The sequence below is a fragment of the Cellulophaga omnivescoria genome (genome assembly GCF_027915275.1).
Taxonomy (GTDB): Bacteria; Bacteroidota; Bacteroidia; order Flavobacteriales; family Flavobacteriaceae; genus Cellulophaga; species Cellulophaga omnivescoria.
Window position 1 is genome coordinate 985,506 of the sequence record NZ_CP115819.1, and the last position, 22,573, is coordinate 1,008,078.

Here is a 22,573-nt window from a genome sequence, read left to right on the forward strand (position 1 = left end):
ACCTATTTACTTCTAGTTATGTGTGATGTAAAATTACCAACTTCCGCTTGCTCCACCTCCACCAGAACTTCCTCCTCCGCCAGAAAAACTGCTAGAACTACTACTAGAGCCACTACTGCTGTAACTACTGTATGAACTTGAAAAACCTCCGCTTCCTCCATTTCCAGAACCAATACTTTTTATAGCTTTTACAACAGAATCATAATCACTTTTAAACAATGAAAAAGATAACTTAGTTTTATTTTTTACAACAAGATTTATAATTGTAATTACTGTTAAGGTAGCAATAAATGACACTATTGAAACACAAAAAATTAAGGTAAAATTAGTTTCTATGAATGGTTCAACCTGATAACCATATTTTTTAAAACAGGCCAAAATAATAATTGCCAACAATACAACACCAAAACAAAAATATACTGTATATACTAGTATGTTTATTGTAAAAAAGATAAGTCCAACCCTTTCCGTAAAAAACTTTTTAAAAATTTTAAGCCCCTTTTTTCCTGAAATATAAATAACAAAACAACCTGTAATCAAAAAAAAGAAACCAAAGGTGAGTAGTAATATATTTGCAATTCTTTCTTGCTTACGATCTCTCTCTTTTATGAGTTCTTTAAACTTCTTTAGAGCTTCAGGGTTTTTAATAAAGTTTATCAATTGGTCTGTAGCTTTGTTTATACCTGTAAAATATGCGCCTTCTTTAAACTCAGGAATCATAGTATCTTCTATAATTCGCTTTGCTACTATGTCTGTAATATACGGTTCTAATCCGTAGCCAACTTCAATTCTAACCTCTCTATCTAAATTAGAAAACAGAATTAAAATACCATTATCTTCCTTTGCTTGCCCTAACTTGTTTTGATTAAATGTTTTGTTTGCAAAATCTTCTATGCTTTGCCCATTAAGAGAGTTAATAGTTAGCACCACCAGCTGCGTTGTTGTTTCTGTTTCAAAATTTGTCAATTTATTACGCAAAGCTTGTGCTGCTTCTCTCTCAAATATACCAGCATTATCAGTTACTATATCTTTAATTACAGGATACTGATAATCTTGCGCAGCACCAACAACTGTAAAACATAGAAGAACTAAAAAAGCTATTTTTTTAATCATACTCAATTACTTTACTTCTCCAGGATGGTATGTTTTTTCTGCTTGTTTTAAAACATCATCCTTATAAAAAGCTACGGTTTTAAATTGCATATTTATATATGAATCAGTTTGGTCGTTAAAATGTGGCGAAGCAGGATCTCCACTTTGTCCGCCAGCCAAAATTGTCTTTGCTTTTACTTTTTCTCCAAACTCAACCGCAGCAACAAAACTATTGCCACGAGTACCATATATTTTTTTGGTATTGTTGGTATAGCTAACACCATAGGCTGCTAAAGCTCCCCAACGACCCGATGCAAAACCAACTGCAACACTTGGCTTATCATCATTAAACGCTTGTTTTATGTCGCCATTTAAACGTTGGTACCTATTTACCTCTCCCCACGGAATATTCCACGTTCCAAAGTCGGACTCTAACTTTTTTATTACCGCTCTAAAGATTGATAAACGCTCAGACATTTGCGACTCAGATCCAAAGTAAGTCATTGCCTCCATATCACTCATTTTATGTGGTCGTTTTCCGTTTCTACCATACAGGGTGCCATAATAATGTGCTAATGTCATTGCTACAGATTCTTTTGAGGTTTTAAAATCCCAGTTGCGTAGCTCCGCTATTGGCAAACTTAAAAGTTTAGTTCTGTCTGTTTTGTCATACGCTTCAATTAAACCCGGAATTAAAGCTTTAAAAGCAGGTAAATATGGGTCGTGTGCTAATTTTATAAGACTATCTAATGTGTTCTCTTTTCTGTCTTTTAATAAACTTATTGCGTGTACTCCTCTAAAGTTTTCTTGATCTTTAGACATATATTTAGGGTAGTTTTCTCTTTTTGGACTATTGTCTAATGCTGCAGTATAAGGCGTAGAATTACAGTTTTGCAACCATCCGTTTTTAGGATTTAAAAGCAATATATTTTCATCTACAGTGTGCAATCCTTTCCAATCTGTTTGCGGATTACTACCATCTACTGGCTTAGTATAATCAAAAACAGTGTCGCGTACTGGCACAAAATTGCCGTGAAAATAAGCTATATTACCACCAGCATCTGCATATACAGTATTGTTAGATGAGTTGGTGCGTATATTCATCATTTCTCTAAAACCCTTGTATCCGTTTTGCTTTGTTCTTATATAAGATTGTTCTAATGCTTTTACAGGTTCCCACATCATAGCAGAGGCTGTCCATTTTCCGTCTGCTTTATGTGTAATTGGTCCGTGATGTGTTCTGTACGTTTTAAACGTTTTTTGCTTGATAGACTCACCAGATTTGTACTTTAAGGTAACCGAATCTTCAACAACATCTCTAAGTTCTTCTCCGTACTGGTATTTTAAATCGCCATTAAGATTTACAATAGTTTCATTAAACTCATCCATAACATCTGTGTATGTAGATGTGTGCATCCAACCGGTTTTTTCATTAAACCCTTGGTACACAAAAAACTGCCCCCAAGTAACTGCTCCGTATGCATTTAAACCTTCCTCACTAACGACGTGAACTTCTCCTCTAAAGAAAAATGAGGTATGCGGATTAATTAAAAGCATTGCATTACCAGACTGTGTTAAGCTACCAGATATTGCTATTCCGTTAGATCCTTGCGGTTCTAACTCTTCTTTTTCTTCTTCAATTTTTAATTCTGTTGCTTCAGGAATTTCCATATCACCCTCATAAAATGCTTTTATTTTACGTGTAGAAATTCGTTCTATATCTCCACCAATAGAGCCTTCACTAAAATACATTGGCATCCAAGGCTCAAACTTTGTCAACAACCTAGGTGTAACCTCTGGGTGCGTGTGTAAATAATAATTTATACCATCTGCAAATGCATTACACAACTCCTTTAACCATTCTGGACTCTTATTGTAGTTTGCAATTGCCTCTTCTTCTGTCATAAATAATTTAGCTCGCAGATCACTATACAAAGCTTCTTCTCCGTCTACCTCTGCCAACCTACCAGTTGCCCAAATATAATTTTGTTCTACTCGGTTAAAATCGTCCTCACATTGCGCATACAATAAGCCAAAAACAGCATTAGCATCTGTTTTACCATAAATATGTGGCACTCCAAATGTATCTCTAATTATAGTAATATTGTCTGCATGAGCTTGCCAACGTTCTACAATTTCGTTTTGTTTGGTTGCTTGTTTACAACCGACTAATAAGCTTAAAAACACTAGGGTATAAATACTAATTTTCATCTAAAAGAACTATTAAAATGGTTTGTGTGAAAATAATAGACTTCTGTTTTAAAAACTAATTTTAAAGGTTTTTTTAGGTTGATAACCTTATTAACAAAGCAGATAACTAAAATTAAGACAGATTTAAATTACCTTGCAGATAAATTGAAAATAGAAAGATGGCTGAGAAAAAAGTAAGCATTTTAACCGCATTTAAAACTATAATTTGGCCTAGACGAAAACTTGTTTTTATTGGTCTTTTGTTAATTGTAATAAGCAAAGCAGCAAGTTTTGTTGCGCCAATATCTCTTAAGTATTTAATGGATGATATTGTGCCTAATAAGGATATTGTTTTCTTAAAAGTTTTAGTTGCATTAGTAATTGCAGCTTTTTTAGTGCAAGCAATAACATCATTTTTACTTACCAAAGTATTAAGTATACAGGCACAGTATTTAATATCTGAGTTACGAGCTCAAGTACAGAAAAAAGTATTGTCTTTACCTATTAGTTTTTTTGACAATAACAAGTCTGGCGGTTTGGTTTCTAGAATAATGAGTGATGTAGAAGGCGTACGCAACCTAATTGGTACAGGCTTGGTACAATTAGTTGGTGGTACAATTACCGCAGTAGTATCTGTTGTTTTACTGGTGCAAATTAGTTTAACAATGACTTTAATGGCGTTTGCACCCTTAATTTTATTTGCCTTTATCTCTATAAAAGCATTTAAAATTATACGCCCTGTTTTTAGAGAAAGAGGAAAAATAAATGCCGAAGTAAAAGGTAGGTTAACAGAAACTTTAAGCGGAGTTAGAGTTATTAAAGGTTTTAACGCCGAAGAACAAGAAAATAAAATTTTTGAAAAAGGCGTTGCCAAATTATATAAAAATGTAAAAAAGAGCTTAACGGCAACTGCTGTAATGACAAGTTCTTCTACTTTTTTACTAGGACTTGCCACAACTGGTATTATGATGGGTTACGGCGGTTATTTATTAATTACGGGAGACTTAACAACAGGTGAATATTTTCAGTTTACATTTTTACTTGCACTTATGGTTGCACCAATTGTACAGATGAGTAATGTTGGTAGTCAGCTTACAGAAGCTTTAGCTGGTTTAGACCGTACAGAAGAACTTATGAATATGACCGCAGAAGCAGATGAAAAAGACCGTACAATTGTTTTAAATGATATTAAGGGTGATGTTGCATTTAACAATGTATCTTTTGCGTATGAAGAAGATAAAGAGGTAATTACCAACGTAAGCTTTACTGTAAACTCTGGTAAAGTGGTTGCTTTGGTTGGCAGTTCTGGATCTGGAAAATCTACCATTGCTGGTTTAGCCGCTAGTTTTTTAAATCCGGATAGTGGTACAATTACTATTGATGGTAGCGACTTATCTAAAATAGACTTAAACAGTTTTAGACAACATTTAGGCGTTGTTTTACAAGACGACTTTTTATTTGAAGGTACCATACGTAACAATATACTTTTTCCTAGGCCAAATGCTACAGAAGAAGAACTTTTAAACGCCGTTGAAGCTGCCTACGTAAATGAATTTACAGATAGATTTGATGATGGTTTAGAAACTTTAATTGGAGAACGAGGTGTTAAATTATCTGGCGGACAACGCCAACGTATTGCTATTGCAAGAGCTATTTTGGCCAATCCTAAAATATTAATTTTAGACGAAGCCACATCTAATTTAGATACAGAGAGTGAAGCTTTAATACAAAAAAGCTTAGCTACTTTAACCAAAGGCAGAACAACATTTGTTATTGCACATAGACTAAGTACTATACGCAAGGCAGACCAGATTTTAGTAATAGAAAATGGCGAAATTGCAGAAAGCGGCACTCACGATGAACTTATTGCTAAAGAAGGACGTTACTTTAACTTGTTTACTTACCAGGCAAGAATATAATAACGAGGAATATTACAACTAAAAAGCTCAAATTCTATAATAAAGAATTTGAGCTTTTTTGTATATTTAGTTAAATTGATTTTAACTCTCTGGAGCCAACTCAACTTCTAAGCCATCTAAGTCTGGTGTCATATGTATTTGACAACCCAATCTACTGTTATCTTCTACATTAAAAGCTTCTGCCAACATAGCATCTTCATCATCAGACATTTCTGGTAGCTCATGATCCGACTTAACATAACACTGACAAGAAGCACACATAGCCATACCGCCACAAATACCAATTGTACCCTCTGGAGCAAGCTCGTAAGAACGTACAACTTCCATTAAATTCATATTCATATCAGTAGGTGCATCTACTTCATGTAAAACACCTTCTCTGTCTGTTATTTTTAATTTAATATCACTCATTATTCTATTGCTTTTACAACTGCTTTTGGCGCTTCTTTTTTAGTACCATCAAAACCAGATACACCACCAACGGTAGTATATTTCATAACATATTTTTTATCTGGATATATTTTTTGGTAGGCACTCTGACACATTAATGTAGCTTCATGAAAACCACATAATATTAATTTTAATTTTCCTGGGTATGTATTTACGTCTCCAATAGCATAAATACCAGGTATGTTTGTTTGGTAATCTAACGCATTATTTACTTTTATGGCATTTTTCTCTATTTCTAATCCCCAATCTGCAATTGGACCTAGTTTAGGAGACAAACCAAATAAGGCAATAAAATTATCTACCTCTAAAACAATGTTTTCCTCTTCTCCAGTTTTTTTAATTTCTACTGCAGTAAGTGTATCACCACCTTTTAAACCAACAATTTCTGCCGGAGTAATAAGGTTAATTTTACCCGCATTTTTAAGTTGTTGCACTTTTTCAACTGAGTCTAAAGCACCTCTAAACTCATTTCTTCTATGTACCAAAGTAACCTCAGCAGCTACATCAGCTAAAAAAATACTCCAATCTAAAGCAGAATCTCCTCCGCCAGCAATTACCACTTTTTTATTTCTGTATACTTCTGGGTCTTTTATCATATAAGCAACACCATTGTCTTCAAACTTAGATAAGTTTTCTAACAAGGGTTTACGAGGCTCAAAACTACCCAAACCACCTGCTATTGCAACAATTGGCGCGTGGTGCTTTGTTCCTTTATTTGTTGTAACTATAAAAGAACCGTCTTCTTGTTTTTCTATAGTTTCTGCACGTTCACCCAAGGTAAAACCTGGTTGAAACGCTTTTATTTGCTCCATTAAGTTATCTACCAAATCGCCAGCTAACACTTCAGGAAAACCAGGAATATCATAAATTGGTTTTTTTGGATAAATCTCAGAACATTGTCCGCCTGCTTGTGGCAAGGCATCTATTAAATGGCATTTTAACTGTAATAATCCGGCTTCAAAAACAGCAAATAATCCTGTTGGACCAGCACCTATAATTAGTATATCTGTTTTAATCATGTAAAAGTATTCTTAAAAAGTAAATGTAAAATTACAGAAGTAATTATGCTTATAATATGACAATTATCAGCACAGATTAGCCTACGTTAATTACTTCCTCAATCTGTGGCACATACTTTTTTATTGTCATTTCCACACCACTTTTAAGGGTCATTTGGTTTACACTACAACCCACACAAGCACCTTCTAACTTTACTTTTACAGAAGTATCATTATCTATTGAAATTAGAGAAATATCACCACCATCACTCTGTAAAAATGGACGAATTTCTGCCAATGCTTTTTCTACGTTAGTTCTTACCTCTTCTGTTGTCATTTTTATTGCTTATTAACAGGCGAGCAACCCGCCATAGTTGTTATTTTAATTGCCTCTGTTGGTGGCAAATCTGTATTTCTGCTTACCACTTGCTGTACTACATTTTTAGTAAGAGCCTCAAAAGCAACCTCTATTGGTGTGTTTTCTTGCATTGCTGCAGGTCTACCAACATCACCAGCCTCTCTAATACTTTGTACTAACGGAATTTCTCCTAGAAAAGGCACTTTTAAATCTTCAGATAAGTGTTTTGCTCCTTCTTTACCAAAAATATAATATTTATTTTCTGGTAATTCTTCTGGAGTAAAATACGCCATATTTTCTACAACACCTAAAACTGGGACATTAATAGAATCTTGCTGAAACATAGCAACACCTTTACGTGCATCTGCTAAAGCAATTTCTTGCGGTGTGCTTACTACAACAGCACCAGTAACTGGCATTGCCTGCATAATACTTAAGTGTATATCTCCTGTTCCTGGAGGTAAATCTATTAACATAAAATCTATTTCTCCCCAATGTGCGTCAAAAATCATTTGGTTTAATGCTTTAGATGCCATTGGTCCTCTCCAAATTACAGCTTGGTTAGGTTGTGTAAAAAAGCCAATAGATAGTAATTTAACTCCGTAACTTTCTACTGGTTTCATTTTAGACTTGCCGTCTATATTTACTGCTAGTGGTTTTTCTTGTGCCACATCAAACATAATTGGCATAGATGGCCCGTAAATATCTGCATCTAACAAACCAACTTTAAAGCCCATTTTAGCCAAACTTACGGCCAAGTTAGCTGTTACTGTAGATTTACCTACACCTCCTTTACCAGAGGCAACAGCTATAATATTTTTAATACCTGGTAGTGGTTTTCCTTTTATTTCGTTAGTTTTTGGCTTTGCAGCTTCTGCATCTACCTTTATATTTATTTTTATTTTAGCTTTTTCATACACTTCTGCATGTATAGCTTTTAAAATTTCTACTTCGGTTTTTTTACGTGCTTGTAAACTAGGATTGTTTATAGTTACATCTACAACTACCTCATCACCAAAAACCATAACATTGGTTACAGCCCCGCTTTCAACCATATTTTTACCTTCACCAGGAACTGTTATCTTTTCTAATGCCTTTAAGACATCTTGTTTATTTAGCTTCATCTATAGTACTTTCTTTTTCAGCTTTTTACTTAAACTGATTCTAAACTACAAAGATAGTGTATAGGGCTGAGATTAAGAAGCAGCAGAATTGAAATATAACATACTTTTATAAGTTTAAAATATATTATTTTGATAGCATATAGATTTTAACGCTAAGGCTACTCTAGTTCTTTTATAGGATCCCAAAAATAGTCTTCTAGGTTTTGTATTTGACTGTCTATGACCACAACACCTTCATTCTCCAAAAGTTGTTGCATTAAATTAGTCCCGTCAAAATGATGCTTACCTGTGAGCAAGCCTTTACGGTTTACAACTCTGTGGGCTGGTATTTCATCTTTTAAGTGAGACGCATTCATTGCCCAACCTACCATACGCGCACTACGTGCAGCTCCTAAATATTTAGCTATTGCACCATAAGAGGTTACTTTGCCATATGGTATTTGTTTTGCTACCGCATATACTCTTTCAAAAAAATTCTGATTATCTGTAGCCATTTTTAATGATTATATACTCTTATTAAAGTTATAATAAAAAGTAACAGCATTAAAGCACTTATAATGTAGTTAGAGTTTTTAGAAAACCCGTTAGATTTTTTCTCTAACTTGTTAAAATAAACAGTATACAAATACAATACGGCAAAAGTACCACAGCCTGCTGCAAGTATAAACACCATAATATCCCAAACCTGAAATTTAATCCAGCCCGATGCCTTCCACATTGCATTCATACCACTGTAATAGGGTATTGTAAGAAGGTTTATTGCTGCTAAAAAAACACCTTTAAAAAAACTATTACGCTTGCTAATTTTAGGCTTGGCCTTCTTTTTAGGTTTAATCCACTCTTTTGCCATAGCAAAAAAATAAATGCCTAATAAGGCAAATACTCCTAAAGCTACTTTTAGCAGTACACCAACAAAAGCTGGATTATTGTGCAAAAATTTAGATATTATTACCGCTATATATGCTTGTAAAATTACCGTTATAGCTACGCCAATACTAAATATTATACCATTTAACTTTCCTTTTTCTACACTAATTTTTGCAGCATTCATATTTAACAACCCAGGAGGTACAGTAGCCATAAAGGCCCCAGAAAATGTTGCAAAAAAAAGTATAAGTAAGTGTGTCATTGGTTAATTGACTCTAAATTTTATATAAGTGATTGGTTTTCCTTTCTCAAGATACTGATTTTCATAGAAAGTCTGAATTTCTAACACCTCTTTTGGACTTCCTTCATTTTTATACACATCATGATTTGCGTAAAGTACCTCTAAACCTTTACCGTGTAATAAACCAAGTGTGTAACCGTGCATAAACTCGCTATCGGTTTTTAAATTAACCACACCATCTGGTTTTAATATTTGCCTATACTTGGCTAAAAAAGCCTCGTTAGTTAACCTGTGCTTGGTACGTTTGTATTTTATTTGAGGATCTGGAAAAGTAATCCAAATTTCAGAAACCTCACCTTCTGCAAACAACTTATCTATTAACTCTATTTGAGTTCTAATAAAACCAACGTTAGGCATATTTTCTTCAGTAGCTGTTTTTGCTCCTCTCCAAAAGCGTGCTCCTTTAATATCTACTCCTATAAAATTTTTGTTAGGACTTTGCTTTGCTAAACCAACGGTATACTCTCCTTTACCACAACCTAACTCTAATATAATTGGATTATCGTTCTTAAAAAAAGTATTCCACTTCCCCTTTAATGCAAATGTTGCATCTACTATTTCTTCTCTGGTTGGCTGAATTACGTTATCAAACGTTTCGTTTTCTTTAAACCTTTTTAGCTTGTTTTTACTTCCCACAACATAAATTTAATGATTTGGCAAAGCTAAGGAAATCTATTTATGTTTTTATAGTAGTTTCTTTATAGGTATGAATAAAAGCAAACGCATATTGGTTGCCCCATTAAATTGGGGCTTGGGGCACGCCACTAGGTGTATACCTATTATTAATGCCTTATTAACTGAAGGTTTTACACCTGTTATTGCATCTGATGGCGATGCACTTAACCTTTTAAAGAAAGAATTTCCTGGCTTAGAGTTTCACGAATTGCCATCGTACAAAATAAAATATGCCAAAAACGGAAAAAACTTTAAAATAAAATTGCTTTGGGATTCTCCTAAAATGCTTAAAGCAATACAAAAAGAGAAAAAACAAACAAAAAAACTAGTAAAAGAGTTTCATATTGATGGTATTATATCGGACAACCGTTTGGGTGTTTGCTACAAAAAAGTACCTAGTGTTTTTATTACACACCAATTAAATGTGCTAACTGGTAACACTACTTGGATGACAACTAAATTGCACCAGAATATTATTAAAAAGTTTGATGAATGTTGGGTGCCAGACACTAAAAAACAACCAAACCTATCGGGCAAACTAGGACATTTAAAAAACTCTAAGCTTAAAATTAAATACTTAGGACCTTTAAGCAGGTTTACAAAAACTGATGCTCCTAAAAAGTACGATTTAATGGTGCTTTTATCTGGTCCGGAACCCCAACGCTCTATGCTTGAAGAAAAAATATTTGATGAACTAATTGGTTATAATGATGATGTATTGTTTGTAAAAGGCATTATAGAGGAAGAACAAAAAATATCATCATTAAGAGGCAACATAGTTGTTTATAATTATATGAGCTCTAAAGCTTTAGAACGCGCTATAAACGAAAGCAAATTAGTACTTTGCAGATCTGGCTACACAACTTTAATGGACTTAGCAAAACTAGAAAAAAAGGCATTTTTTATACCAACACCTGGCCAATTTGAACAAGAATATTTAGCTAAACGCTTACACAAAAAAGAGATAGCACCTACTTGCCAACAAGATGACTTTACACTAGAATTATTAAAAAAAGTGAAAGATTACAAAGGGTTAACTAAATTTAAAAGTACCGTAGATTACTCTTCATTATTTGAAGTTTTTTCTAAAGTAAAAGAAAACTCAGATCCAACATCTACTACACTTTCTACATAAATTTTTTCGTTATGTGCTTCTATAATGTGTTTTACTATAGATAACCCTAGTCCAGAGCCACCAACCTCTCTGTTTCTACTTTTTTCTACACGGTAAAAACGCTCAAAAAGTCTAGATAGGTGTTCTTTAGATATACCCTCACCATTATCAGTAACGCGCACAATTACTTTATTTTTAATTAGGTTCTCTACACTAACCTCTGTAGTACCGTTAGTATGACCATATTTTATAGAGTTTACTAATAAATTAGACACTACTTGCTGCATGCGCTCCTTATCTGCCCTAACCATTATAGGCTCTTTATACTCCATATCAAAAGTTAATGTAATTTGCTTTTTAGCGGCACGCATCTCTAGCAAATCAAAAACATTTTGTATAAGTTCTACAATATCAAAATCTTCAAACTCCATTGATAAACCACCAGCCTCCAGCTTGGTAATCATATCTAAATCTTTAACAATGTAAATTAAACGCTCTACACCTTTATTAGCACGCTCTAAGTACTTTTCGCGCACTTTTTTATCATCCATAGCACCATCTAACAAGGTTAAAATATAGCCTTGCACAGTAAATAATGGTGTTTTTAACTCATGGGAAACGTTTCCTAAAAAATCTTTTCGGTATTCTTCTCTAATTTTAAGTGTATCTATCTCTATTTTTTTGCCTTTTGCAAATTTTTCAATTTCCTCTGTTAGAGTTTTAATGTCTGTAGTTATAGGAGCAGATGAAAACGAAGTAGATTCTAACAAAGAAACGTCATCATATATTTTTTTAATTCGTCTGTATATAAAACGCTCTACTCTATGTTGTATAATTAAGAAAGATATACCAAAACTAGAAAGAGCAAAACATAACAAAAACAGCCACCTTACAGCAGCTGTATAATACATATACAATCCTAACAACAGTGTTAGTGTGGTTACAATAAAAAATGATGACCGGAATGCGAATTTATATGACTTTTTTAGTCTTTTTGCCATTATAAAACAAACTTATAACCAACACCTTTAACAGTTTTAAAGTGGTCGTCTCCTATTTTTTCTCTTAACTTTCTAATGTGTACATCTATAGTTCTTCCGCCAACAACAACTTCGTTACCCCAAACTTTATCTAAAATAACTTCTCTTTTGTACACTTTATTTGGTTTAGAAGTAAGTAATGCTAAAAGCTCAAACTCTTTTCTTGGCAACACTATTTCTTCTCCATTATTAATAACTTTGTATTCTTCTCTATTAATAACAATGTTACCAACTTTAACAATATCTTCTTGCTCTGCAGTATTTTCTTCTTTTAATCTTCTTAATAAAGCTTTAACCTTACTCACCAATACTTTTGGTTTTATTGGTTTTGTGATATAATCGTCTGCACCAGCATCAAACCCAGCTACCTGAGAATAATCTTCTCCTCTAGCCGTTAAAAAGGTAATAATAGTGTTTTGCAAACCAGGAGTACTGCGTATAATCTCACACGCTTCAATACCATCCATTTCTGGCATCATTACATCTAAAATAATTAAGTGAGGATGTTTTTTCTTTGCTTTAGCAACGGCCTCAACCCCATTCTTTGCTGTAAAAACCTCATATCCTTCTGATGAAAGATTATAGCTTACAATTTCTAAAATGTCTGGTTCGTCGTCTACTAAAAGTATCTTAATATCCTTCTTTTTCATTTTTATATTTTATTGATTGGTTCGCCAAAAGTAAAGATAATACTTATACTTCAAAGCTGCTTAACATTCATTTAATATCATAACATTTAAATAACAATTAAGAATTAAATTGTTAACACACAGGTAACATCACGTTCACAGGTTGACACGTTCTTTGCGCCAACTATTAAACGAAATTAATGAGACTTTTATTATTGACTTTTTGCCTTGTAACTTGCTTAGTATCAAAGGCACAAGAAACAGGAAGCATTGTTGGGAAACTAACAGACAAAGAAATGAATAATGATCCGTTAGCCTTTGCTAACGTACTAATTAAAGGAACAACTAAAGGAACTACAACAGATTTTGATGGTTTATATGAGATTGCAAATTTAGAGCCAGGCACTTATACTGTACAGTTTAGTTATGTAGGTTATGAGACCATAGAAATACCTAATGTAGCGGTTACAGCTGGTAAGGTAACAACAATAAATGTACCAATGTCTGCCAATGAAGGTATGATGTTAGATGAAATTGTTATTACTACGGTAACAAGAAAAGATTCTGAAACAGCCCTATTATTAGACCAAAAGAAAGCTGTAGAGATGAAAACGGCAATTGGCGCACAAGAATTAGCACGTAAAGGTGTTAGTGATGTTGCTACTGCTGTTACTAAAACCACTGGTATTTCTAAGCAAGAAGGATCTGGTAGCGTTTTTGTTCGTGGTTTAGGAGATCGTTATAACGTTACAACTATGAACGGCTTACCATTACCATCTAACAACCCATCTAGAAAAAACATTGATTTAGATATTTTCTCTACGGATATTGTTGAGTATATTGGTATAGATAAAACGTACAATGCTAAAAACTACGGTGACTTTGCAGGAGCAAATATTGATATATCCTCAAAAAACTATAAAGGATCTGGCTTTTTACAATTAGGAGTTGGCACCGGTGTTAACACTGAAGCAATTGGCGAAGGTGATTTTTATTTAAACGATGGTCCTGATGTATATGGTTTTTATACAAATGATTATCCGGATTTTCCATTAAACAATTATAATTATACAACTAGTTGGGACAGAGAAACTGCACCAACACCTATAGTTACTAGCTTATCTTTATCTGGAGGAGATTCATACACACTAGGGGAACAAAGTAAGTTGAGCTTTTTTGCTGTTGGTACTTTTGATAACGACTACAAATATAAAGAAGGTGTTGCAAGAGGTAGTACATCTCCTAGTGGCTTAATTGCTAAAGATTTTGACTATACTAGTTACGAGTATAGCACAAACTCTACGTTAATGGCAAACTTAGGTTATACAATAGGTAGATCATCAATTAAATACAACTCTTTATACGTTAATACATCTACTCAAAAACAACAAGAGTATAATGGTGTAATTAATGTTTTTGACTATGCTCCAGAAGGTGGCGGATTAATACAAAGAGGTACCTTTGAAAGAACTTCTCTTTTTGTAAATCAATTATTAGGAGACCATAAAATTGGAGAGCAATTAGAAGTAAACTGGGGTGCATCTTACAACACACTTACAAGTAGTATTCCTAATAGAAAACAAACCACCTTATCTCCAGATGATTGGGATGAACCAAACGGACCAAAGTCTTTCCGTAGGTCTATAAGTAATTCTGACAACCACAGATTTTATCAAGATTTAACTGAAGATGAATTAGCTGCTAATTTATCTGCAACTTTTAAATTTAAGAAAAATGAAGATGATTTATATGACGGTAAATTAACTGTTGGTTATAGCGGAAGGTTTAAAGAAGTTGATTTTGAAGCTACTCAATTTAACTTTAATATAAATACAAGAAATAATGATGGATCTATAATACCACAACCTATAATTACAGATCCTTATAATTTAGACGCATACTTTACACAAGAAAATTTAAACGCAGGCCTATTTACATTAAGTACCTTTAGAGGTAACGCTAACAATCCTATTGCTTTACAACCGCAAACCTATAACGGTAACCAGGATATACACGCTGCTTACACTAATTTAGAATATGCTTTTAACCCTAAATTTACATTAATTGCAGGTTTACGCGTAGAGCAAATTAACCAAAGTATAGATTGGAGTACATCTATAGACCCTGCCGGGGATTCTAATGAATTTGAGAAAACAGAATTTTTACCTGCTTTATCTTTAAAATATGAGCTAAACGATAAGCAAAACTTAAAGTTTGCAGCTAGTAAAACCTATACTTTACCTCAGTTTAAAGAGAGAGCTTTATTCTTATTTGAAGACGTTACTACCACATATACTGGTAACCCAAGCTTATATGCTTCTACAGATTATAACTTTGACTTAAAATGGGAGTTATTCCCTAACTCAAGTGAAATTATTTCATTAGGTGTTTTTGGTAAATACATAGAAAATCCAATTAATGAAATTACAATTAACTCTGCGTCTAACGTAATTAGTTATGTAAACTCTGGTGACTGGGCAAAAGCATACGGCGTAGAATTAGAAGTAAGAAAAGACCTTTTTGCAACAGAAAAGGACACTGAAGATAGCGTATTAAAAACTGTATTATCTGCAGGATTCAACGCATCTTATATGAGCACAAATCAAGAACTAAATCCTGAAAAGATAATTGAAGAAACAACTGCAGCTGGATTCCCGTTAAGTGTAAACTTCTCTAATGAAGAAGATGGTTTAACTGGAGCATCTGATTTGCTATTAAACGGAGACATTAGCTTTTCTAAAGATTATAGCAAAAACAAAAATATTACTACAACTTTGGCATACAACTATTTTTCAGATAGAATATATGCATTAGGGGTACAAGGCAAAGGAAACCTAGTTGATAAAGGTTTTGGTTCCTTAGATTTTATTGCAAAAGCACAGTTAAACGAAAACATTAGAATTGGACTTTCTGCAAAAAATATATTAAACACTACAGTAGAAAGATTTCAAGACGAACAAGATGTTACAGTACTATCTTACAAAAGAGGTGCCAACGTAAAACTTTCTTTGTCATATAACTTTTAATTAATAGTATAGTTACACTTATATAAAACTGAGTTAACAACTGGTTAACAACCAAAGTCTTAATTCGCATTAAATTATTAAACAAACGGAAAAATGAAAAAAACTTTCTTGAAATTTATGATGATCGCTTCAGTTCTTGGAACTGTAATGGTGTCATGTAGTAGTGATGACGACTCTGGCGACAAAAATACTTGCTCTGATGGCATACAAAACGGAGATGAAACAGGAGTTGACTGTGGAGGATCTTCTTGTCAGCCATGTGCTTCTAATGCACTAGAAGGAGAAATTACAGATGAATTAACTTTAGATGCCTCTGTAGAATACGAATTAAAAGGTAAATTAGAAATATTAGATGGTGGTAAATTAACAATACCTGCAGGTACTGTAATTAAAGCTACTGGAGGTACAGCATCATATATAGCTGTTGCTCAAGGAGGTCAAATATTTGTAAATGGTACAGCTAGTGATCCAGTTGTTATGACTTCTGGTGAGGCTTCTCCTGCTGCTGGTAACTGGGGTGGTTTAGTTGTGTGTGGTAAAGCGCCAACAAACAAAGGTACTGCTGTTACTTCTGAAGTTGCAGATTTAACTTACGGTGGTTCTGTTACTGACGATAACTCTGGTGTTATTAGATACTTACGAATAGAATATACAGGTGCTACTTTTACAAATGATAAAGAATTTAACGGTTTATCCTTATTTGGTGTTGGTTCTGGTACTACTGTAGAATATGTTCAGTCTTACAACGGTGGTGATGACGGTATAGAGTTCTTTGGTGGTACTGTTACTGGTAAATACTTAGTATCTACTAACTCTGGTGATGATGGTATTGACTTTGCTGACGGTTGGAACGGTAATGGAGATTTCTGGTACATATCTGGTGCTGCTTTTGCTGGTATAGAAGGTTCTAACCTTGCAGAAGAACCTGCTGGTGTAGATCCTGTAACTACAACTACCTTAAGTAATATTACTGTTGCTGGTCCTGTAACAGAGGGTGCACTTTATTACAAAGAAGGTGGAGGTAACTTTACAATTGACAATTTTTACGCGGCTGGCGTTGATTTAGGTGTTAAAGTAAAAGATTCTGATACTCCTGCAGCTACAAGATTAGAAGCAGATGCATTAAAAATTACAAATATGCAGTTTGCAAGTGTAGCTGATGGTTTTGAAAAAACAGATTACACTGGTGCTAACCAATCTTTTATATCTGAAGGTATTGCAACTGGTGCTGGTAATGGTGCAGCTGCTCCGGACTGGGCTGCTGGTTGGACAAGAGGTTTAGATAACAGTGGTGTTACAGAATCTAACTTAGAAGGTACAATTACTTCTGCTGTTTCTCTACAAGCAGATGTAAAATATTTACTTACTAGTAAATTAGAAGTATTAGATGGTGGTGAGTTAACAATACCAGCTGGTACTATTATTGAAGCTACAGGACAAACTAGCTCTTACATAGCTGTTGCACAAGGTGGTAAAATATTTATAAATGGTACTGCTACTGATCCTGTTGTTATGACTTCTGGTGAGGCTTCACCTGCTCCTGGTGACTGGGGTGGTTTAGTTGTGTGTGGTAAAGCACCAACAAACAAGGGTACTGCTGTTACTTCTGAAGTTGCAGATTTAACTTATGGTGGTACGGTTGCAGATGATAATTCTGGTTCTATAACATACTTACGTTTAGAGTATACTGGTGCTACTTTTACAAACTCTAAAGAGTTTAACGGTTTATCATTATTTGGTGTTGGTTCTGAAACTACTGTAGAGTATGTTCAATCTTACAACGGTAACGATGATGGTATTGAGTTCTTTGGTGGTACTGTTACTGGTAAATACTTAGTATCTACTAACTCTGGTGATGATGGTATTGATTTTGCTGACGGCTGGAATGGTAACGGAGAATTTTGGTACATCTCTGGTGCTGCTTTTGCTGGTATAGAAGGTTCTAACCTTGCAGAAGAGCCAGCTGGTGTAGATCCTGTAACTACAACAACATTAAGTAATATTACAGTTGTTGGTCCTGTTTCAGAAGGTGCACTTTACTACAAAGAAGGTGGTGGAAAATTCACAATTGACAACTTCTACACTTCTGGAATTGATTTAGGTGTTAAAGTAAAAAGTACGGATGCTCCTGCAGCAACAAGAATTGAAGCTGGTGATTTAGTTATTACTAACATCCAATTTGACGCTAAAGCAACTGGTTTTGTTGAAACTGATTATGCTGGTGCTAAGCAAGACTTCTACACAGAAGGTACTGCAACTGGTGCTGGTAATGGTGCTGCTACGCCTGACTGGGCTACTGGTTGGACAGTTGGTTTATAAGCCATAAAAAATAATTTATAAAAGACCGCCTAAACTAAGTTTAGGCGGTTTTTTTATGCTCCAAAATCACCTTATTAATTATGATGTTTTTTCTTTCTTTTGTTAAAGTTTTTTCTTTTTATCGAAAATGTTAAATTTATTGCAACGTAAAAAGTAACTCTTTAGTATATTTGTAGTATATTTATTGCATACAGCTATATATGAAACACTTATACCTTGTCTTATTTTTTGCATTTTCTACTGTGGTTGCCTTTGGGCAAGACGCTAAAAATGGCTCTGATATAGAAGGTCTAAAGCTTTATCCAAACCCAGTAACTAATGGAAAAATATACATTAGCACTAAGAAAAATGCTCCAAAAAAAATATTAATTTTTGATGTTTTAGGTAACAAAGCGCTAGAAACCAAATTAATTGGCAAAGAGTTAAATTTATCTAATTTAGATGCTGGCGTTTACGTTATTCGTGTTTTTGAAAAAGATAAGGTTGCCACTCGTAAACTAATTATTAAGTAATTATTTGTTGCAGTTCATCCGAGCAACGTATTTTTTAAAATTTTATTTCTTAACAACTTAAAAAAGGCGATTTAACCTACAATAAATCACTTTTCACAACATTAAATATTTTTAAGGAGTTACTTAACATACATTTACAGAGCTAATCCCAAATCAGCAAAAAAATGAAGAAAATCTACATTTTGTTTTTAATGACATTTTGCTTGCTAGTTTCTGCCCAAGAAAAGGCAGCTAACTTTCCTATGCAAAATAGCAATATTCCCCAAATTGCAGATTTTAAACTATACCCTAATCCGGTAGCAGACAGAACCGTTTACATTACAACTAAAGAAAACAGAGCTAAAGACATTGTTGTTTATAACATTTTTGGTGAAGTTGTTTTAAAACAGCGCTTAATTGCAAAACAATTAAATATCTCTAAGTTAATTCCTGGAATGTATTTAATGCAAGTAACAGAAAATAAAAAAACAGTAACACGCAAATTAGTCGTGAAATAAAAATAAAACCCAAACAACCACATAAAGGCCCTAACAATATGTTAGGGCTTTTTGTTTTATACAACTAAGTTGTTGCTTACTTTTGCAGTATTATTTATTACAATGAATACAGAGGCTATTTTTACTACAAAAACCGAAGAAGATTTTAATACAACTGCATTAGAAGTATTTAAATTTCAGTACAACAATAATTTAGTCTATCAGGAATTTTGTAATCATCTACACAAAGATTGTAGCAACGTAATTAATTACACAGATATTCCTTTTTTACCCATTCAATTTTTTAAAACAAAAAAGGTTCTTATAAAAAATACCAAACCACAAATAACATTTAGCAGTAGCGGTACAACGGGTACAGTTACCAGTAAGCACCATGTTGCTAGTGTACAAATATATATAGATAGCTACCTTAAGGGCTTTAAACATTTTTATGGAGATATAAAAGAATATTGTGTTTTAGCGCTATTGCCATCATATTTAGAGCGCACAGGTTCTTCATTAATATATATGGCAGATGACCTTATTAAAAAAAGTGGACACCCAGATAGTGGTTTTTACCTCAACAATATTGATGCCTTAGTTAAAAAATTAGAATTTTTAGAGGAAAAAGGCCAAAAGGTACTTCTAATTGGTGTTTCTTTTGCTTTGTTAGATGTTGCTGAACAATACAAACTACACCTTAAAAACACCATTATTATGGAAACTGGCGGTATGAAAGGTAGAAGAAAAGAACTAATTAGGGAAGAACTACACCAAGAGTTAAAAAATGGGTTTGGTGTTACAGAAATACATTCTGAGTACGGAATGACCGAGTTACTATCACAAGGTTATTCTAAAGGAAACGGTATTTTTAACACACCACCTTGGATGAAAATTTTAACTAGAGATCCTGAAGATCCCTTAACTCTACAAAAAAACGGCAAAACAGGTGGTATTAATGTAATTGACCTAGCCAATGTAAACTCTTGTGCTTTTATTGCTACTCAAGACCTAGGTAAAGTACACCCAAACCAAAGCTTTGAAATTATTGGCAGGTTTGACAATTCTGATATTAGAGGTTGTAATTTACTGGTTTTGTAAATTAATATAAAACCCTGTCAAAATTAGCTGGCAGCATATTTCTTTCTTTTACAAAAGATCCTGATGCCGTAAACCAGAATTCTTTTAGAACTTTTTTACCATCTTTTCTCCCCTTAACAATAAGTCTGTATTGCATATTAGGCTCCATTAAATTCATAAATGCACTTTTAAGTACAGAAGCTTCATCCTCTCTAGATTCTACCGGATATTGCTGATACATTCTTATAATTTTAAATTTATCATAAGAGTATACCAATTGGTTATTTATAGCTGTAAAAGCTTCAAACGGAAAATCTACCTGCTTTATTCTAAACCCAATATTTTGTAAATCTCCATTGTTAGAATACTGCATTTGGTAGTGGAGCTTAACCTTTTTAAACTTGGTAGTATAAACAACTTCTTGCGGACCAACTTCCTTATAGTATTTTATTTTTTTCACATCATTACCCAACAATTCTTTGGTATAACTAATTTCTGGGAACTGAGATTTTAAAATTCTGTGTTCCCTTTCTATTTTATTTTGCGCTACAATTGTTATCACACAGAAAAAAAATAGAACAACAGAGAAACCAATCTTTTTTAATCTAAACATACTATACTTCATTATATCTAAAACAACTAATTTCATGATCATTAACCATACCTGTTGCCTGCATAAACGCATAAACAACCGTACTACCTACAAATTTAAATCCTCTTTTTTTTAAGTCTTTACTAATTGCGTCAGACAAAGGCGTGTTTGCAGGTGCTTCTTTATAATTAATTAACGCATTTTTTATTGGCTTGTTGTTTACAAAGCTCCATATGTAGACACTAAAACTACCAAACTCTTTTTGTATTTTAATATAAGCAACTGCGTTGGTTATAGCAGAGTTCACTTTTAGCTTATTTCTTATAATACCTGCATCTTGTAGCAAAGCATCTATTTTACCTTGTTTGTAATTTGCAATTTTTTTATAATCAAAATTATCAAAGGCTTTTCTAAAATTTTCACGCTTACGTAAAATTGTTATCCAACTTAACCCAGCCTGAAAAGTTTCTAAAATTAAAAACTCAAATAACAAATTATCATCCTTTACAGGAATCCCCCACTCTTCATCATGATATGCCTCATACAAATCATCACCCACACACCAACCGCATCTGTGTTTTTCCATAATTTTAATTAGTTATATGTTTTAAAGGTATGTAAGTTTAGTAAAAGTTCTGTTATTTAATTTGTTTGGCATTAGTTAAGTCTTGTTTATCGAAACGAGTTGTTATTAATTGTATCTTCTTTTTATTTAGCATAAAATCCAAAACAACTATTATGCAAAGTAAAAAATTTTTAATTATTTTATCATTGGTTTTATTCAATTCTTGTATTATAAAATCTATACATCCTTTTTATATTTCTGAAGCTGTTACTTTTGAAAAATCTTTTATTGGAATATGGAACGACACTAAGAATGGGAAATGGGAAATCATAGCATTAAAGTCGGAATTTGAAAAAGATAAAGAACCTAAATCACAGGAAGACTTAAAAATATATAATAAATACAAAAATGGATATTTTATTAAGTATACTGAAAATAATAAAGAAGCATCATTTATTGGAATAACTTTTAAAATTAATAAGGAGCTTTTTATTGACTTTAATCTACTTGAATATAACAGTGAAAAATTAAATAGTCTTGCAAAACTTTCCGTAATTGAAACCCATACTGTAGCAAAAGTTGACATACAGAAAAATGGAAATATTAATATAAAATGGATAGATGAAGATGTAATAACAGATCTTTTAGAAAAAGAACAATTACACCTTAAGCATGAAAAAATAGGTATTCAAGAAAACCTTATTTTAACAGGATCATCTGACCAATTGTTTAAATTTTTGAAAAAATATTCGGAATCAGATATCAAAGACAAGTGGAAAACTAGTAATGAATGTGTTCTTAAAAAAGAATAATGAGTATTTATAGCACCAATTTTATACGTATAAAGAATCATAACCCATTGTTATTTAATATAGTGGTTTGGGTATTGTGCTATAGTATATTGATTTTTATTTTCAGTAAAGGAAATTTGCCTATAAAAATAGATTTTATTTACAGCTTTGGTTTTCTAGTATCGGTAGCTATTCCTAGCTTAATAAACTTATACCTGTTAATTCCTTTTTTCTTAAAAAAAGAAAAGTATCTCTATTTCTTTTTACTTTTTGCACTTATCATATTTTTGTTTGCAAAACTTAACACTCTTTTTTTAGAGTCTATATTAGATTACTTTTTTCCCTCTTATTTTTTTATTTCTTATGATACTAAAATAGGCGTTACCAGTATTTTCTTTATCATATTAGCAACCACAACATCACTAAAACTATCTGAAGATTGGTTTTACTTTAAT

At 33.0% G+C, this 22,573-nt stretch carries 21 protein-coding genes; 8 read left to right on the top strand and 13 right to left on the bottom strand.

From position 1 onward, the window contains the following. Nucleotides 1-33: 33 nt before the first annotated feature. Entirely contained in the window at nucleotides 34-1,113 is a 1,080-nt protein-coding gene (locus PBN93_RS04350) for a TPM domain-containing protein (protein ID WP_271081542.1), read from the bottom strand. Between the two features lie 6 nt (nucleotides 1,114-1,119). Further along, entirely contained in the window at nucleotides 1,120-3,303 is a 2,184-nt protein-coding gene (locus tag PBN93_RS04355; RefSeq protein ID WP_077399230.1) for an acylase, read from the bottom strand. 158 nt (nucleotides 3,304-3,461) lie between these two features. Here PBN93_RS04355 and PBN93_RS04360 point away from each other — a divergent pair, with 158 nt between their 5' ends. Continuing rightward, on the top strand, nucleotides 3,462-5,201 hold the full coding sequence (locus PBN93_RS04360) for an ABC transporter ATP-binding protein (RefSeq protein ID WP_077399233.1): 1,740 nt from the start codon (nucleotides 3,462-3,464) through the stop codon (nucleotides 5,199-5,201). Between the two features lie 81 nt (nucleotides 5,202-5,282). Here the strand turns inward: PBN93_RS04360 and PBN93_RS04365 are convergent, their stop codons facing one another. The 7 genes from PBN93_RS04365 to trmB form a co-directional block, all read right to left on the bottom strand. Continuing rightward, on the bottom strand, nucleotides 5,283-5,612 hold the full coding sequence (locus PBN93_RS04365) for a 2Fe-2S iron-sulfur cluster-binding family protein (protein ID WP_013620458.1): 330 nt from the start codon (nucleotides 5,610-5,612) through the stop codon (nucleotides 5,283-5,285). Next, the gene (locus PBN93_RS04370; protein WP_077399236.1) at nucleotides 5,612-6,670 is read right to left on the bottom strand and encodes an NAD(P)/FAD-dependent oxidoreductase; all 1,059 of its coding nucleotides are present in this window, start codon (nucleotides 6,668-6,670) and stop codon (nucleotides 5,612-5,614) included. The genes PBN93_RS04365 and PBN93_RS04370 overlap by 1 nt, the downstream gene beginning before the upstream one ends. A 76-nt stretch (nucleotides 6,671-6,746) precedes the next feature. Further along, a complete protein-coding gene (locus PBN93_RS04375) occupies nucleotides 6,747-6,986 on the bottom strand; it encodes a NifU family protein (protein ID WP_077399239.1) in 240 nt (79 codons plus the stop codon). 2 nt (nucleotides 6,987-6,988) lie between these two features. Then, nucleotides 6,989-8,131 carry an Mrp/NBP35 family ATP-binding protein gene (locus tag PBN93_RS04380; RefSeq protein WP_077399242.1) on the bottom strand — a complete coding sequence of 381 codons (1,143 nt, stop codon included), beginning with the start codon at nucleotides 8,129-8,131 and terminating at the stop codon, nucleotides 6,989-6,991. A gap of 158 nt (nucleotides 8,132-8,289) precedes the next feature. Then, nucleotides 8,290-8,625, bottom strand: a complete 336-nt coding sequence (locus tag PBN93_RS04385; protein ID WP_077399245.1) for an MGMT family protein — start codon at nucleotides 8,623-8,625, stop codon at nucleotides 8,290-8,292. Nucleotides 8,626-8,627: 2 nt separating this feature from the next. Then, nucleotides 8,628-9,260: a LysE family transporter gene (locus PBN93_RS04390; RefSeq protein ID WP_077399248.1), complete on the bottom strand. Its 633-nt coding sequence runs from the start codon at nucleotides 9,258-9,260 to the stop codon at nucleotides 8,628-8,630. 3 nt (nucleotides 9,261-9,263) lie between these two features. After that, entirely contained in the window at nucleotides 9,264-9,935 is a 672-nt protein-coding gene (trmB, locus tag PBN93_RS04395; protein WP_077399251.1) for a tRNA (guanosine(46)-N7)-methyltransferase TrmB, read from the bottom strand. Nucleotides 9,936-10,005: 70 nt separating this feature from the next. Between trmB and PBN93_RS04400 the strand changes: the two genes are divergently transcribed. Beyond that, nucleotides 10,006-11,109 (top strand): glycosyltransferase family protein, encoded by a 1,104-nt coding sequence (locus PBN93_RS04400; RefSeq protein WP_077399254.1) that lies wholly within the window; start codon nucleotides 10,006-10,008, stop codon nucleotides 11,107-11,109. Here PBN93_RS04400 and PBN93_RS04405 read toward each other — a convergent pair. Then, on the bottom strand, nucleotides 11,034-12,089 hold the full coding sequence (locus PBN93_RS04405; protein ID WP_077399257.1) for a sensor histidine kinase: 1,056 nt from the start codon (nucleotides 12,087-12,089) through the stop codon (nucleotides 11,034-11,036). The two genes, PBN93_RS04400 and PBN93_RS04405, sit on opposite strands and share 76 nt — an antisense overlap. Next, the gene (locus tag PBN93_RS04410; protein ID WP_077399260.1) at nucleotides 12,089-12,778 is read right to left on the bottom strand and encodes a response regulator transcription factor; all 690 of its coding nucleotides are present in this window, start codon (nucleotides 12,776-12,778) and stop codon (nucleotides 12,089-12,091) included. Before PBN93_RS04410 ends, PBN93_RS04405 begins: the two co-directional genes overlap by 1 nt. 179 nt (nucleotides 12,779-12,957) lie before the next feature. Between PBN93_RS04410 and PBN93_RS04415 the strand changes: the two genes are divergently transcribed. The 5 genes from PBN93_RS04415 to PBN93_RS04435 all read left to right on the top strand — a co-directional run bounded on the left by PBN93_RS04415 (nucleotide 12,958) and on the right by PBN93_RS04435 (nucleotide 20,191). Beyond that, complete coding sequence (locus PBN93_RS04415) at nucleotides 12,958-15,783, top strand: TonB-dependent receptor (RefSeq protein ID WP_271081543.1); 2,826 nt, start codon at nucleotides 12,958-12,960, stop codon at nucleotides 15,781-15,783. A 93-nt stretch (nucleotides 15,784-15,876) separates the two neighbouring features. After that, on the top strand, nucleotides 15,877-18,102 hold the full coding sequence (locus PBN93_RS04420; RefSeq protein ID WP_271081544.1) for a hypothetical protein: 2,226 nt from the start codon (nucleotides 15,877-15,879) through the stop codon (nucleotides 18,100-18,102). 200 nt (nucleotides 18,103-18,302) lie between these two features. Beyond that, complete coding sequence (locus PBN93_RS04425; RefSeq protein WP_077404048.1) at nucleotides 18,303-18,614, top strand: T9SS type A sorting domain-containing protein; 312 nt, start codon at nucleotides 18,303-18,305, stop codon at nucleotides 18,612-18,614. Nucleotides 18,615-18,778: 164 nt separating this feature from the next. After that, complete coding sequence (locus PBN93_RS04430) at nucleotides 18,779-19,111, top strand: T9SS type A sorting domain-containing protein (protein WP_077404045.1); 333 nt, start codon at nucleotides 18,779-18,781, stop codon at nucleotides 19,109-19,111. A 102-nt stretch (nucleotides 19,112-19,213) separates the two neighbouring features. Beyond that, a complete protein-coding gene (locus tag PBN93_RS04435; protein ID WP_077404057.1) occupies nucleotides 19,214-20,191 on the top strand; it encodes a LuxE/PaaK family acyltransferase in 978 nt (325 codons plus the stop codon). 1 nt (nucleotide 20,192) lies between these two features. Here PBN93_RS04435 and PBN93_RS04440 read toward each other — a convergent pair whose 3' ends face one another. Beyond that, on the bottom strand, nucleotides 20,193-20,732 hold the full coding sequence (locus tag PBN93_RS04440) for a hypothetical protein (RefSeq protein ID WP_139344234.1): 540 nt from the start codon (nucleotides 20,730-20,732) through the stop codon (nucleotides 20,193-20,195). A gap of 52 nt (nucleotides 20,733-20,784) precedes the next feature. Further along, nucleotides 20,785-21,348, bottom strand: a complete 564-nt coding sequence (locus tag PBN93_RS04445; RefSeq protein ID WP_271081545.1) for a DNA-3-methyladenine glycosylase I — start codon at nucleotides 21,346-21,348, stop codon at nucleotides 20,785-20,787. 152 nt (nucleotides 21,349-21,500) lie between these two features. Here PBN93_RS04445 and PBN93_RS04450 point away from each other — a divergent pair, with 152 nt between their 5' ends. Beyond that, a complete protein-coding gene (locus PBN93_RS04450) occupies nucleotides 21,501-22,139 on the top strand; it encodes a hypothetical protein (RefSeq protein ID WP_271081546.1) in 639 nt (212 codons plus the stop codon). Nucleotides 22,140-22,573: the final 434 nt, after the last annotated feature.

What these genes read in the sequence shown, in the direction of transcription:
- PBN93_RS04350 (WP_271081542.1), bottom strand. Translation starts at nt 1,113, where the DNA reads ATGATTAAAAAAATAGCTTTTTTAGTTCTTCTATGTTTTACAGTTGTT.
- PBN93_RS04355 (WP_077399230.1), bottom strand. Translation starts at nt 3,303, where the DNA reads ATGAAAATTAGTATTTATACCCTAGTGTTTTTAAGCTTATTAGTCGGT.
- PBN93_RS04360 (WP_077399233.1), top strand. Translation starts at nt 3,462, where the DNA reads ATGGCTGAGAAAAAAGTAAGCATTTTAACCGCATTTAAAACTATAATT.
- PBN93_RS04365 (WP_013620458.1), bottom strand. Translation starts at nt 5,612, where the DNA reads ATGAGTGATATTAAATTAAAAATAACAGACAGAGAAGGTGTTTTACAT.
- PBN93_RS04370 (WP_077399236.1), bottom strand. Translation starts at nt 6,670, where the DNA reads ATGATTAAAACAGATATACTAATTATAGGTGCTGGTCCAACAGGATTA.
- PBN93_RS04375 (WP_077399239.1), bottom strand. Translation starts at nt 6,986, where the DNA reads ATGACAACAGAAGAGGTAAGAACTAACGTAGAAAAAGCATTGGCAGAA.
- PBN93_RS04380 (WP_077399242.1), bottom strand. Translation starts at nt 8,131, where the DNA reads ATGAAGCTAAATAAACAAGATGTCTTAAAGGCATTAGAAAAGATAACA.
- PBN93_RS04385 (WP_077399245.1), bottom strand. Translation starts at nt 8,625, where the DNA reads ATGGCTACAGATAATCAGAATTTTTTTGAAAGAGTATATGCGGTAGCA.
- PBN93_RS04390 (WP_077399248.1), bottom strand. Translation starts at nt 9,260, where the DNA reads ATGACACACTTACTTATACTTTTTTTTGCAACATTTTCTGGGGCCTTT.
- PBN93_RS04400 (WP_077399254.1), top strand. Translation starts at nt 10,006, where the DNA reads ATGAATAAAAGCAAACGCATATTGGTTGCCCCATTAAATTGGGGCTTG.
- PBN93_RS04405 (WP_077399257.1), bottom strand. Translation starts at nt 12,089, where the DNA reads ATGGCAAAAAGACTAAAAAAGTCATATAAATTCGCATTCCGGTCATCA.
- PBN93_RS04410 (WP_077399260.1), bottom strand. Translation starts at nt 12,778, where the DNA reads ATGAAAAAGAAGGATATTAAGATACTTTTAGTAGACGACGAACCAGAC.
- PBN93_RS04415 (WP_271081543.1), top strand. Translation starts at nt 12,958, where the DNA reads ATGAGACTTTTATTATTGACTTTTTGCCTTGTAACTTGCTTAGTATCA.
- PBN93_RS04420 (WP_271081544.1), top strand. Translation starts at nt 15,877, where the DNA reads ATGAAAAAAACTTTCTTGAAATTTATGATGATCGCTTCAGTTCTTGGA.
- PBN93_RS04425 (WP_077404048.1), top strand. Translation starts at nt 18,303, where the DNA reads ATGAAACACTTATACCTTGTCTTATTTTTTGCATTTTCTACTGTGGTT.
- PBN93_RS04430 (WP_077404045.1), top strand. Translation starts at nt 18,779, where the DNA reads ATGAAGAAAATCTACATTTTGTTTTTAATGACATTTTGCTTGCTAGTT.
- PBN93_RS04435 (WP_077404057.1), top strand. Translation starts at nt 19,214, where the DNA reads ATGAATACAGAGGCTATTTTTACTACAAAAACCGAAGAAGATTTTAAT.
- PBN93_RS04445 (WP_271081545.1), bottom strand. Translation starts at nt 21,348, where the DNA reads ATGGAAAAACACAGATGCGGTTGGTGTGTGGGTGATGATTTGTATGAG.
- PBN93_RS04450 (WP_271081546.1), top strand. Translation starts at nt 21,501, where the DNA reads ATGCAAAGTAAAAAATTTTTAATTATTTTATCATTGGTTTTATTCAAT.